Annotated in this window: 9 protein-coding genes; 2 read left to right on the forward strand and 7 right to left on the reverse strand. The window is 48.8% G+C overall.

Going from position 1 to position 13,344, the window contains the following annotated elements:
* Window positions 1-168 precede the first annotated feature (168 nt).
* Window positions 169-2,169: a methyl-accepting chemotaxis protein gene (locus J2Z28_RS23635; protein ID WP_211084521.1), complete on the forward strand. Its 2,001-nt coding sequence runs from the start codon at window positions 169-171 to the stop codon at window positions 2,167-2,169.
* 193 nt (window positions 2,170-2,362) lie between these two features.
* Here the strand turns inward: J2Z28_RS23635 and J2Z28_RS23640 are convergent, their stop codons facing one another.
* Together J2Z28_RS23640 and J2Z28_RS23645 are read right to left on the reverse strand one after the other, a co-directional pair.
* The gene (locus J2Z28_RS23640) at window positions 2,363-3,559 is read right to left on the reverse strand and encodes a DUF2087 domain-containing protein (RefSeq protein WP_211084522.1); all 1,197 of its coding nucleotides are present in this window, start codon (window positions 3,557-3,559) and stop codon (window positions 2,363-2,365) included.
* Between the two features lie 273 nt (window positions 3,560-3,832).
* Window positions 3,833-5,806, reverse strand: a complete 1,974-nt coding sequence (locus tag J2Z28_RS23645) for a methyl-accepting chemotaxis protein (protein WP_211084523.1) — start codon at window positions 5,804-5,806, stop codon at window positions 3,833-3,835.
* 266 nt (window positions 5,807-6,072) lie between these two features.
* Between J2Z28_RS23645 and J2Z28_RS23650 the strand changes: the two genes are divergently transcribed.
* Entirely contained in the window at window positions 6,073-7,473 is a 1,401-nt protein-coding gene (locus J2Z28_RS23650) for a serine hydrolase domain-containing protein (RefSeq protein ID WP_211084524.1), read from the forward strand.
* Window positions 7,474-7,641: 168 nt separating this feature from the next.
* On the opposite strand, the gene nagZ is transcribed toward J2Z28_RS23650, so the two are convergent.
* The 5 genes from nagZ to J2Z28_RS23675 are packed head-to-tail and all read right to left on the reverse strand — an operon-like array spanning window position 7,642 to window position 13,333.
* Window positions 7,642-9,360, reverse strand: coding sequence for a beta-N-acetylhexosaminidase (gene nagZ, locus J2Z28_RS23655; RefSeq protein ID WP_211084525.1), 1,719 nt, complete (start codon window positions 9,358-9,360; stop codon window positions 7,642-7,644).
* A gap of 31 nt (window positions 9,361-9,391) precedes the next feature.
* On the reverse strand, window positions 9,392-10,588 hold the full coding sequence (locus tag J2Z28_RS23660) for an exo-beta-N-acetylmuramidase NamZ family protein (RefSeq protein WP_211084526.1): 1,197 nt from the start codon (window positions 10,586-10,588) through the stop codon (window positions 9,392-9,394).
* Window positions 10,588-11,298, reverse strand: a complete 711-nt coding sequence (locus J2Z28_RS23665; protein ID WP_211084527.1) for a hypothetical protein — start codon at window positions 11,296-11,298, stop codon at window positions 10,588-10,590. Before J2Z28_RS23665 ends, J2Z28_RS23660 begins: the two co-directional genes overlap by 1 nt.
* Window positions 11,299-11,346: 48 nt before the next feature.
* Complete coding sequence (locus tag J2Z28_RS23670) at window positions 11,347-12,456, reverse strand: ABC transporter ATP-binding protein (RefSeq protein ID WP_211084528.1); 1,110 nt, start codon at window positions 12,454-12,456, stop codon at window positions 11,347-11,349.
* Window positions 12,457-12,499: 43 nt separating this feature from the next.
* Window positions 12,500-13,333, reverse strand: a complete 834-nt coding sequence (locus tag J2Z28_RS23675; protein WP_017691096.1) for a carbohydrate ABC transporter permease — start codon at window positions 13,331-13,333, stop codon at window positions 12,500-12,502.
* Window positions 13,334-13,344: the final 11 nt, after the last annotated feature.

Raw genomic sequence — 13,344 nt, forward strand, 5'->3', positions numbered from 1 at the left:
TACAAAATCGAAAAATATTTTCGCGAAACTCATAAATTATGTTGAATAAACGCGAAATTTGTCATACGATAGCACCAGAAACTTCTGGAAAGGATGGAATGAAATATCTTTTACCAGATGGGCTTGTCCACTAGACATGGGGATGGGTTACACAGAGGGGGAATGTGTATGAAAAAAATTCGTAAACAAGGGGTCAAAAGAACAATGCAGATGAGAGAGAAACTGATTTTGTCATTTGCCATTGTATTGCTCATTCCAACTATTAGTCTGGGCATTATCTCGTTCCAAACAGCTGATGCCAAGGTTGAAGAGAAAATGTATGAGAACGCGATCAGCAGTGTTACTGTGCTCAACCAGACCATTGACCAAATCATTGGTGCAACACGCAAAAATGTTGATTTCCTGGCAAGTCAGCTGGATGCAGGCAATGTCGGACCCAATCAGGGTGACGAAACAGATACCATCCGTACCTTGCTCGACGCGTATAAGGAAACGCATGATGACGTGGAACTTGCCTCCATCGGTACCGATCAGGGCGTGTATATTAACTCCCCTGTAACTGCGGTGAACAAAGAAGGATATGACCCGCGCGAACGCCCGTGGTATCAGGCTGCTACGCAGAACAAAGATATCCCTACCGTAATTACCCCCTACTTATCAAGCAATACCGGCAATGTTGTTGCTTCGGTAGCTCAGACCTCAGCGGATGGCCATGGTGTCGTCTCTGTCAGCCTGTCGCTTGAAGCCCTCTCGAAGACGGTTAACTCCACGAAGATTGGCCAGAAGGGTTATATCTATATTATTGATAATGCCAATAAAATCATTGTACATCCTACCGAAAAACCAGGGACCGAAGGAACCATGGCACCCTATAAAGATATTTTTGCACAGAAAAACGGAAGTCTGACCTATACACTAAATGGAAACCAGGAACACGCCTTTTTCTCCACCAATGAAACGACGGGCTGGACCGTGGTTGGTGTCATCGACAGTGGGGAAGTGACGGCTTCTGTCCGTCCGATTCTATACACCACACTTATTGTTGTAGCGATTGCAATTGCGGTAAGCTCCGTCATTATTTTCTGGATTGTGCAATCAATCACCAAACCACTGAACCGCTTGGTGAAGGCATCTGACGAAATTAGTAATGGTAATCTGACCATCGAGGTTGCTGTATTGGGACAGGATGAATTCGGCAAGCTGAGCACCAGCTTCAATAAGATGAGCGAATCCCTGCGAACCGTTATTCAGGACGTACGACACACGGCTGACGAATTAACCGCCTCATCCACACAATTGGCAGTCAACTCATCGGAGACAACCAAAGCAACAGAGCAAGTCGCCCTGATCACGGAAGAATCCGCAGCTGGACTTGAGAAACAAACAAGCAGCCTGAAACATACGGCACTACAGATGAATGAGCTTGCTGGAGGTGTGGGACAGGTAACGAACAGCACACAGCAAGTATCCGAAGCTGCCATGCAAGCAAGTGAGCTCGCGGATAAAGGGAATGCTACCATGCAGACGGCCGTATCCGAGATGAGTTCCGTGAGTCGCTTTGTGCAAGGTATGGCAGATACTGCTGGACGACTTGAACAGCATTCCACATCCATTGGTGAGATGGTATCTGTCATTACAGATATCGCTGCACAGACCAATTTGCTTGCTCTCAATGCTTCTATTGAAGCAGCACGTGCAGGTGAGCATGGACGTGGCTTCTCCGTGGTTGCCAGCGAAGTCCGCAAGCTGGCGGAACAATCGAGCCTGTCCGGCCAGAAGATTGTAGAGATGGTCGGAGCGATTCAACAGGAGATTTCAATGGCCAATCACAATGTACAGATCGGGCAACAGGATGTAAGCAACGGCATTCGTGCCGTTCAGTTTGCAGATGAAGCTTTTGCCCAGATTAGTGAGGCTGTTGGGGTCGTCAATCATCAGCTTGAGAACATTGCAGCCGCCTCACAACAGATGTCTGCAAGTACAGCCGAAGTGGTGCAATCTATTGATCAGATCCACGCCATATCGGAAACCAATGCCGATGGAACAGAGAACATCTCTGCTGCTACGGAGGAGCAAGTGGCTTCCATGCAGGAGATATCATCCTCTGCTGATTCCCTTGCCCATCTGGCTCACAAGCTGCAGAAGCTGGTGGAACAATTCAAGCTGTAGTCGTTGAACTAAAGATTAGTTACACTGACACTACGATGTCAGAATAACCTTCCAATCGCTGTTATCGTGCAAACGATTAGTTCGACTTATAAAATTAAGTAGTCTGTAATACCAAAAGCCCCTTTGCCATCATATTGGCAAAGGGGCTTTTGGTTAATGAAAGGTCAGGAACTTTAGAAAGGAAATGACTCTCCTATTCTGCGGATTGCTTTTTATCTCCGTGGTACCCTTGATCTCCGTAGGGCTCTAACTGTTCAAACCAGCGATTCAGACATTTGGCGAGTGCATCTTTGGGATCGTAATACGGGTTATCATCTTGCTTCAATGTCTCCAGCACCTCGATCACAAACGCATTCTCTCCATATTCATTCCATTCAGCCTGCAATCTTCGATTCAGATGGCTACCCATCTGTAACATAAACCGTTGTCCGTTAATGGTTTTCAGGTTAAGTGTGCTGTCGATATAAACTTTGCCGTTACGTTCATTCCGAATCTGGTAGACGCCCGCTTCCGTTTTGACTTCTTTGGCCTGTTCCTGCAATTCTTTGCGACGATCCATCTTCTCCTGCTCCCCCTTTGCTTTGCGCTCCTGTTTTCCAACTTCGGCGCTCTGTTGATCTGCGTGGCTTCCCAGCCAATACTGACTCCCGTCTGGCTCACGTTCCAGCAAGCCATAGTCGATGAGATACCTCCGTATTTCCACGTAATCGTCATAGACTTCCTTCAGCAGCGCATTGACCTGTTTCTCGGAATATTTGCGTTCTGAATCGAATCGTTTGGCAATCTCGGTGAGCACGATATATTTATGCTTTTGCTGCAAATGAAACGTCGTCAGCCGACCGCCAGTACCCTCTGGAAAATACTTGTTTAACACCTTCTCCCGATCCTGTTCTGTAATATCAAATGAATCACGACGGATCGTATGTCCATGTCTTGTCACAGGTGACACCCATTCGGCTGGAGCCTGGGTATCCTTACTTTTGAGAAGTTCCATTAATGCCAGGAATATTTTGGCCTGCCGTTCCTTCTCCTTCAATACAAACCGATGATTCCGAATCGTGGAGGCACTCCCGATACCAAGGGCCTTCTGTACTTCAGCATCCTTCTTGCCTTCATAGAATTGGGCCAATAGGCCACGCTGGACATCAGACAATCCGGTTACGCTTTTATCCAGCTCCAGCAAATACTCAAATACCGATCCATGAACCTTCTCAATATGCACTCGCATATAACGGGCTGCCTCATAGAGCACTCCTTCTTCGGGATAGATAATCCCCGCTTCCGTCCTGTATCCGCAGCAGACACATATATAGGCGGGACCCTCCTCCATATAACCACGCTTGATCTCTTCCAATGAAGCTGTTTGCAACCAGGATTCCGATGGTTTCATGTAAAAGCTCCTTTTCATCATTGTTATGGTCTTTCCAATTGTATATTAATCAAAAATTTTATAATTATGTTTGTTTATTTATAGATATAATATAGTTTTGTTTGTTATGTGTCAATATAACGGAAAAGAATGCTGTGTTTAAAGACATAACGGCTTCCCCTTGTTCAACAGAAAAAAGACCGCAGGGTCGCAACCCTGCAGTCTCATCGCAGAAAGGGCATTTCAGCACCTTCCATAAGCATTTATCCTCAATCATTATCATTTCAATCTCTGTTACAACTTAAAGCGTTCAATCATGCTTTGCAGATCTTCAGCCATACGTGACAATGCTGCCGAAGAAGCTGCAACCTCTTCCATTGTAGCCAACTGCTCTTGAGCCGCCGCTGATCCATCTTCCGTTCCAGAGGCAATTCTGTCCGACAGAACCATTGTATCACTTACTGCCTTGTTGATATGACTCATGCCGCCATCAATTTGACGGGAAGCCGTGGATACTTCTCCAGCTTGTGCAGCCACCAACTGTACCGCAGTACGAATGTTATTGAATGCTTCGCCTGCTTCTGTAACCATCTGCGAACTCTTCACCATACCTTCTCCCGTACGGGCAAAAGTGGATTGCACCGCATTGGTTTTCTCCTGCATCTCATGCATAAGCTCATTAATCCGCTCGGCTGAAGCGCCTGAACTGTGAGCCAGTGTCTTCACTTCGTTGGCTACAACCGCGAATCCGCGCCCTTGCTCGCCAGCTCTTGAAGCTTCAATGGATGCATTCAATGCAAGAATGTTCGTCTGCTTGGCAATGGCCGTAATCTCGGCCACAATCACAAGGATCTCTTCATTTTTCGCGTGCAGATCCTCAATGACCACAGACATGGCTTTGCTCTCATCATTCACCTGCTGAATATGGGTAACCGCTTCTTCTACTGTAACCATACCTGCTTCCGACTTAGTGGATGCATCCAGAGCGATACGAGCGGTGTCTTCAGCACTTGATGAGATCTCTTTGACTCCAATGGACATTTCGCCCACGAGTTGACCTGTAGCAGCAAGACTATTGTTCTGCAAAGTCGTTCCCGCAGCTGCATCCTGCATCAGTTCAGCCACTTGTTCTGTGGCTTTGGATGTCTGCTCGGAACTTGCCATTAGCTCTTCAGAAGATGCTGCCAACTGGCTGGATGTATCATGCACCTCTCCAAGCACACTACGCAGGGAAGTCGTCATCGTATCAAAGCTATCTCCAAGCTGTCCGAACTCATCCTTGCGCTGCAAACCAACCCGAACGGTGAGATCCCCGGCGCTTACTTTGGATGCTGCCTGCGTTAATTGCAGCAATGGCCGGTGAATACTGCGGATAATGAATATAAGCAGAATCAACCCGATAACCAATGCAGATGCCACAATTGTAATTGCACGGATCAAAATAGGCCTTACGGCTTCACTTGCTTCGGAAGGAACCATCTCGCCAACAATTTTCCAACCTGTCACCGGATTGGTGAAATACACAGCTTCCACTTCGTGACCATCATATGTATACTTCACCGTTCCACTTTCCTTCGTATACATCTCATTAATGTAGCTTTCATCCGACTGTGTACCGGATTCAATATTGTAGTGGAACAGGAATTTACCCCCGTTATCCAGCATGTACAGTTTGCCTTCTTTACCAATACGTATCTGATCAACGGATTCTTTCAGATGATTGAGACTGACATTGGCCCCGAATACCCCTTTGCCATCAGCCAGCTTGGCAGCTGCCGTTACAACCCATTCACCTGTCGTGACCGACTGGAACGTATCCGAGATTACAGGTTCGTCCTGGGACATGCCCATCGTATACCATGAACGTTCACGTGGATCATAGATCTGTTCCCCGGGATCAGGAGATTTCATCCAGCTGCCATCTTCCGCACCTGCGGTGAGTACACCCAGTTCCTTATGATTCTGAGACATCCGATCCATCTGCCTTTGCAGTGCAGGGGATTTATTAATAATATCGTTTGAAGTAATACCCGCAGCCATCTGCGCTGCGTTATCCTTCTCCATATCCAGCATTTGATTTATCTGCAGACTAAGCATTTCTGTTTTGGCTTGTGCGGAACGAATAATTTCCATTTTAACCTGGTCAGCAGCTTTTTGATAAGACAACCAACCAACAGTAATGCTCGGTACAATCAGGAACAGGAGCAATGCAGCGATCAGGCGTTTTTTTACGGTTAAAGTAAACCAATTTCGAATCCTTTTCTTCATTAAACTATCCCCCATCATAATCTTCACCCATCCTTTTATCGGACAATTGCTGTAAAAATATTATGTATAGATACTAAATTAGAATAAATTTAATCTTTTCGGTCAGTTTAGATGGATTCACCTAATCCTTCTATTCGTTTTGACCCCCTTAGCGAGATCGTTTACAATGCTCATAAGCTGGCTATTCATGAAACGATTGGAAGGAGAGGATTCAAATCTTACGCAAGTCAAATGAAAGACAACGTATTTCCACGGTATATTCATCCATGTTCCGCATTCTGTTAGCGCTCATCCTGTGTGCAGGCCCGATTCTGGGACAGGCTGGTATTACGGCATCCGCAGCGCAGGCGACGCAAGCAGTTCACATTGAAGTGAATGGTGAGCAACAATCCTGGAAGAACGCACCACTTATCATCAAAGGCTCAACGTTTGTTCCACTGCGGGATGTGGTCACATCGGTTAAAGGCACGTTGAAATGGGATAATCGCACCAAGACGGCTACCATTACCGTTGGCAGAGACAAGCTGATTCATCAGGCTGGCAGCAATTCCATTAAAGTAAACAAGGTCGATCTGGCTACAGGTGTGAATTCACGTACTGTTAACGGTACGTTGATGGTACCTGTTCGGGCCATGGCTAATGCAATCAAAGCAGACATCAAGGTCCAACGTACAGCTACGGGGCAGATGAGTGTAAGTATGGTCACTGATCAAGTCAGCCTGCTGAACAGCGAGGTTGCCAGCGTTGATACGTATCTGCGCGAGATCAACTATCCAGGTATGGCTCTGATCGCCCGCGATGGTGAAGTACTTCTAAAGCAAGGCTACGGACTTGCCGATGAACAGACGCTGAACCGCCCGGATCAGAAGACTCGAATCGCATCGCTGAGCAAATCCTTCACGGCCGCGTCCATTCTGAGTCTGGTTGAGGATGGTAAGATTAATGTGCAAGATCCAATCTCCAAGTATATCTCCGGTATACCAAAGGGAGATCAGATCACGCTGCATATGCTGTTATCCCAGACTTCAGGTCTGCCATCTGCATTTGGTCGGGGTGAAGGAACTTCTATGGAAGAGACTGTAGAGGAGATTCGCCACAAAACGCTGAAGTTTGAACCAGGAAGTGCCTATCTGTACAGCAACAGCGGGTATGTTTTACTTGCATACGTCGTTGAACAGGTATCCGGTATGAGTTATGCCGATTATGTGCAGCAGACGATATTGAAACCACTTGGCATGAAAAATTCGGGAGAGGCCTCCCGTAAAGTGCACACGATTAGTGGTTTTGTTCAAGAAGATAACACATGGGTAACTGCGCCTTACTATGTGTCTCAATCCGGGTCAGGAACCATCTATTCCACGGTGGACGATATGCTGAAATGGGATCGTGCGCTCTATACAGACAAGATTCTAAGCCAGGATACGATTGAACAGATGTATGAGCCCTACTCCGATAAAAACTATGGCTACGCCTGGATTCTCAAAGAGAATGGCACAAATCGTACCGTCTTCCACAACGGTAGTGGTGGCGGGTTTGCCACAGCCTTTTCACGTAATCTGTCCGATGATATCACCATTATCCTGCTTGGCAACCACGCAGGTATGGACATGACTTCACTTTTGGATGAAGTTGAGGCACAGACAGCCAAAGCACTGCAATTGCAATAATCTATAATTAATAGCTTATAATAAGCAAAGAGACGGTCCTTTAAAGGATCGTCTCTTTGTGTTGTATATGTTCTCATTTTAACGACTCACACTTCCGTTTCGCTCAACCCACAATCCATCTCTTCTCCATCCTGCAAAAGGCAGATTAACTCATATTCTTATCACCGCCTAGGAAACATCCGCTCTTTCATCATCTGTCTGCTTTAATGTTACAGGAAGTCTCCCCGCAAAAGGAATGCGCCCCATCAGCGCCTGAGCGACGCTATCCATGGCAAGTGGCCGGCTCTCGTAGGCCGCTACATAGACCTCGGCATCCGGAAGCGCCAGCAGATCATAGGGGCTTCGCAATGCCACAACAGCCAGCGGTTTGCCCAATTGCTGTATCCAACTAATCAGTCTGCACTGTGGATCGCCGGAGGGGCTTCCTGCATTGTAGGTTCCCACCACAATCTGCCGAATGTCATCTGCTTCCGCTGCCTGAAGCAGACATGCGGAGCGAATGGCGACTTCCTCGGGCGTGACCGTCAGATCGACAACATCCAGACCATATATGGATAAGGCTGAGCCCAAGGTGAACGTCTGAGTCAGCTTTTCGTCGGCAATTGTCGTCACGGACGTGGCAACCGTTATGACCAGCGTGCGTTCCGGCTTCAAAGGCAGCATATTCAGCTGATCACGCACCAGTGTGATACTGTTCTCGCTAATACGGCGGGCAACCTCTTGGTGTAATGAACTGTTGCGCTCCGACCAACTGGATAGAGCAGGAGCGTTTGATGCCTTTGGCAATGATGCATTCGATACTACACTATACACTTCATCATCACCTGCACCGCCCATTCCACTCTCCAGTAAACCACGCTTCGCCTTGTACATCAGCAAGCGATTCACCGACTCATCAATACGGCTCTCGCTAATCCGCCCGCTCCTCACAGCTGCTAACAACAATTCAAATGCCTCTGCCTGAAGCTTAGCCGTATGGCTAATTAACACCAGATCTGCCCCGGCCTCTACCGCCATTACGGCTGCATCGACAGTGCCATAGTTCACGGCAATGGCATCCATCTCCATGCAATCTGTCACGATCATGCCCTGATAACCCAGTTCCTGGCGAAGCAGACCGCTTAATACGGTTTGCGATAGCGTTACGGGCAGCCGCTCTGGCTCCAGTGCAGGAAAATAAATATGCGCCGACATCATGGCATCGACACCTTCGGCGATAGCGGCTCGGAATGGAATCAACTCCAGGCGCTCTACCCGTTCCCGATCATGAGTGATGATCGGGAGGTCCAGATGGGAATCGGTATCCGTATCCCCATGCCCAGGGAAGTGCTTGGCTGTCGCTGCAATCCCAGCGTCCTGTATTCCCGCAATGGTTCTGGCTCCATATTCTGCAACGGATTGTGGAGATTCGCCAAATGATCGTACACCGATGACCGGATTGGCTGCGTTATTGTTCACATCCAATACCGGAGCAAAGTTCATGTTAATGCCCATGGACTTCAGCTCCAACCCACTGATATATGCCGCCTGATACGCATCGTCAAAGGAACCGGCAGCGGCAATAGCCATTTGTCCAGGCATCAAGGCGATCCCTTCGGTAATTCGAGCAACCATGCCGCCCTCCTGATCAATGGAGATCCAGAGCGGCACATTACCACTGCTTTTGGCAATCTGCTGTAACCCTAACGATAACCGCTCTACCTGCTCTGGCGACTCAACGTTGCGAGCAAAGTAGATTACGCCACCGATTGGATACTTTCGGAGAAAGGGTTCCACATCGCCAGCAGCTTCGGTGCCATGAAAGCCACAAAGCAGCATTTGCCCGACTTTCTCACGCAAGGTCATCTGTTTCAGCTTCGACTTGTATGACTCTTTTTGCCTACTCATTTCATACCTCCCTCCGATAACAAACATCCGTTCATTCATATAACAAAAACGGCTTTCGCCGCTCCTTCCATTCCGCTGCCTGTACATTCCACGCTTCGATTAAACGAATGAATTCCGCGCGGTCATGAATCGTTTCCCTGACTTCCTTCCCCCCTGCCAGCAGGTCGATAAAGTACCTTGAACCCGGCTCTGGTGGCTCCAGCCAGCGGAATTGCTCCGGATAGAGTGACACCAGTTCATGCAAAAGCACTAACCCTGTCTCTACCGCCCGAAATTTCCTGCTGTCCGTTACAAAAATCCTTACGCCACCACACAGCTCACCTGCGTGTTTGGAGAATGTTGGGGACATGTACACTGGATGCACATGTACACCTTCCAGCTTGTATTCCCGAAATCGTTCCGCCAAACGCTCACCCTCAACCCAGGGGGCTCCAATCCACTCGAATGGGCGGGTCGTGCCCCTGCCCTCCGATACATTAGTGCCTTCGAACAGGCACGTACCCGCATATACCCGCACACTGTCCAGCGTGGGCATATTGGGAGAGGGTAACATCCAGGGAAGCCTACAATCCGCATACTCCATGGAACGCTGCCATCCTTCCATGGCAACCACGTCCAATTCACAAGGTACATCCATCTCGCTGTTGACCATCAGGGCGAGTTCACCTACCGTCAATCCGGTACGTACAGGTACACGCCAAGCGCCAACGAGTGATTCATACCCTGCGTTCAGCACACCGCCTTCCACAACGTTTCCACCCAGCGGATTGGGACGGTCCAGAATCAGCATACGTTTGCCTGCTCCAGCACAGGCATCCATCATATGGAACAAGGTTGAGGCATACGTGTAATAACGGATGCCCACATCCTGAATGTCGAACAGCACCGTATCCACTCCAGCCAGCATTGCAGGCGTAGGTTTCTTGTAATCTCCATACAGGCTGAACACCGGAATGTCCAGACGTGGATGAAGCATGTCTCCGAATCTGACACCCGCCTGAAGCTCTCCATAAAGTCCGTGCTCACAGGCATAGAGCGCTGTAAGCTCGGTATTAGCCAGTCCGGCGCACACATCTATTGTCGATACGAAATCCGCTGTAATACCAGTCGGGTTTGTAATTAGACCGATTCGGTTACCCGTTATCCATGGATGCGATAACCCTCTGGACAGAAGATCAACTCCTGTTTTCACAGCCGGGATCTGCTCGGTCCCATTCAACTGACCCATCACACATTCCCCTGGCTGACCCAGCCTGTATGCTGGTGATCATTACCGCCTGTTACGACAGGCTCTTCTTCAGGCTCCAGCACATTAAGAGCAACCTTATGCTGATAGATGGCAAACATCCCTCCAAACAACGCTCCGAAACCAACGACAGTCAGCATCAGCAGAGCCGTCAGGCACATGGCCTGAAAACAAGCGCCCATCGTGTACCCCGGGTGACGGAAAAACAGCTTTACACTTTCCCCCATCGCCTGAACGATGCCCATGTTTTTTTGTAAAACAAGCTGCCAGGTATAGAACTGTGACATCAGCGCCATGAGAACAAAGAATGTCTGGAATGCACCCACTGCTGTACCTGTAATTCCACCCTGTCCACCGTAATACCACCAGGTTGACCATAGAATGAAGCCAAGCACCGCGAAAAGCACACCCACCGATCCTCCCGGGATTATTCCCTTCAATGTTCCGACCCAGATATCCTTAAGTCCATTGCGCCGTTCCTTACGTTCCAATCTGTTATGCACGGCATAACAAACCCCGAACAGCATGGGCATATACATCAAGGCCAGTAGCAGCACCGCGATCGGCAACGGAGCAAACATCAGAATGGGAACCAATATGATGGAGCTAAAGACACTGTACAAGGCCACCGGAATAATATCCCGATAGATTTCCGCGCCAGACTTGATCAATACTTCACTCAGCTTACGCATTTTCATTCTCCCCTTTCTCACCGTTCCTTCTTCACCAGGCATCGTCTCTTACTCACGTCCGATCGCAAGCTCCGTCTCTGGATCGAAAAATTGCGCCTTACGCAGGTCCAGTACAAAATTTTTGTCCATACCTACATAAGCATGTGTTTCCGGGTGGACCTTGGCCGTAACAGTACGGGCACCGGAATGGAAATATACCAAATTCTCGGAGCCCAGATGTTCTACAACCTGAACCCGCGCCTGCAGCATGTGGTCTGTCGGGATATTCGGAGCGACATCATCACCAAAAATATGCTCTGGACGCAGACCCATAATCACCGGCTTGCCTTGATGACTCTGAAGACGAGCGAGTAGATCTTCTGGCAAGGTGAATGATGCACCGTCCACGACAACCTGCGTGCCTTCAATCCGGGCATCGATGAAGTTCATCGCCGGGGAACCGATAAATCCGGCAACAAACATATTCCGCGGACTCGCATACAATTCTTTCGGTGAAGCCACCTGCTGAATGTCTCCATGATTCATGACCACGATGCGTTCCCCAAGTGTCATGGCTTCTACCTGATCATGCGTCACGTACACAATCGTGGCACCGAGACGTTTATGCAGCTCACCCAACTCCACCCGCATCTGTACCCGCAACTTGGCATCCAGATTGGACAATGGTTCGTCGAATAAAAACACCTGCGGATCACGGACGATCGCCCGTCCCACCGCAACACGCTGGCGCTGACCACCAGACAGCTCGCGTGGTTTGCGCTCCAGCATCGCTTCCAGTCCCAGAATGGAGGCCGCATTCTGCACCTGTTCATCAATATAGGACTTTGGCTTTTTCAGATTTTTCAGGCCAAAGGACAGATTTTCACGGATGGTCATATGCGGGTACAGTGCATAATCCTGAAACACCATCGCGATATCCCGATCCTTCGGATGCAGATCGTTAACAAGCCGGTCACCGATCACAATATCGCCGCTCGTTTGCTTTTCAAGTCCGGCAATCATCCGCAATGACGTTGTCTTGCCACAGCCCGAAGGACCCACAAACACTACGAATTCCTTATCTTCTATAACAAAGTCCGAGCCGGCCACAGCCGTGAACGTTCCTTTATGATCGTCTTTGAATTCTTTGCGCACTTGGCGAAACTCCACGCGTGCCATAGGTAGATCCCCCTTTACGTTGTCGCTTGTCCTGAACTAACAGTTAACCTTTAACTGCACCGATCGTAATGCCCTGCAGGAAATAACGTTGCAGTGAGAAAAACAGAATGATCATGGGCAGCGCACCTATTGTTGCCCCTGCCATCATCGCGCCGAAGTCCGTTGATTCGGCAAATACAAACGAGGCCAGCCCCACCTGAATGGTACGCATCTCGTTGGAATTGGTAATGAGGAACGGCCAGAAGAATTCGTTCCACGAAGCTACAAACGTGAATATCGCCAGCACCGCGATTCCCGGCTTTGCCATCGGCAGAATGACTTTCCAGAAGATGCCGAATTCACTACATGCATCGATACGTGCCGCATGTATCAGCGATGTGGGCAGCGTAGACATGAACTGTTTCATCAAGAATATGTTGCCCACACTAACGGCAGCAGGCAGAATAATGGCCGTATACGTATCCCCTAGGTCAAACACGTTGACCATCAGAATGTACAAAGGAATCAGTGTCACCTGCGCCGGGATCATCATGGTCCCAAGCAAAGTCCAGAATACCGCCTGACTACCCGGAAACTTCAGTTTGGCGAACGCATATCCCGCCAGGGAGGCGAAGAATACATTTGTTACGGTCAGAATGATCGAGATGAGCAGCGAATTGTATAACCAGCGCCAGGCATCAGTTTTGGCAAAAAAGCGCTCATATGGTGATAAGGACAGCTGCTCCGGGATCATCTGCGGTTTGAAGGAAGCCGACATCGCGCTATCCTGCACCGAACCGACCAGCATCCAGTACATCGGAATGACCGTCACCAGCGCCCAGACCACCAACAGAATGGATGCAACAACGAGCAGGATCTTTTTCTGTGTTGATTTCATGGATTTCATTC

Source organism: Paenibacillus xylanexedens (assembly GCF_017874615.1).
GTDB lineage: Bacteria > Bacillota > Bacilli > Paenibacillales > Paenibacillaceae > Paenibacillus > Paenibacillus xylanexedens.

Bases quoted from the DNA above. Each gene is read 5' to 3' on its own strand.
- J2Z28_RS23635 (WP_211084521.1), top strand. From the start codon at position 169: ATGAAAAAAATTCGTAAACAAGGGGTCAAAAGAACAATGCAGATGAGA.
- J2Z28_RS23640 (WP_211084522.1), bottom strand. From the start codon at position 3,559: ATGAAACCATCGGAATCCTGGTTGCAAACAGCTTCATTGGAAGAGATC.
- J2Z28_RS23645 (WP_211084523.1), bottom strand. From the start codon at position 5,806: ATGAAGAAAAGGATTCGAAATTGGTTTACTTTAACCGTAAAAAAACGC.
- J2Z28_RS23650 (WP_211084524.1), top strand. From the start codon at position 6,073: ATGTTCCGCATTCTGTTAGCGCTCATCCTGTGTGCAGGCCCGATTCTG.
- nagZ (WP_211084525.1), bottom strand. From the start codon at position 9,360: ATGAGTAGGCAAAAAGAGTCATACAAGTCGAAGCTGAAACAGATGACC.
- J2Z28_RS23660 (WP_211084526.1), bottom strand. From the start codon at position 10,588: ATGGGTCAGTTGAATGGGACCGAGCAGATCCCGGCTGTGAAAACAGGA.
- J2Z28_RS23665 (WP_211084527.1), bottom strand. From the start codon at position 11,298: ATGCGTAAGCTGAGTGAAGTATTGATCAAGTCTGGCGCGGAAATCTAT.
- J2Z28_RS23670 (WP_211084528.1), bottom strand. From the start codon at position 12,456: ATGGCACGCGTGGAGTTTCGCCAAGTGCGCAAAGAATTCAAAGACGAT.
- J2Z28_RS23675 (WP_017691096.1), bottom strand. From the start codon at position 13,333: ATGAAATCAACACAGAAAAAGATCCTGCTCGTTGTTGCATCCATTCTG.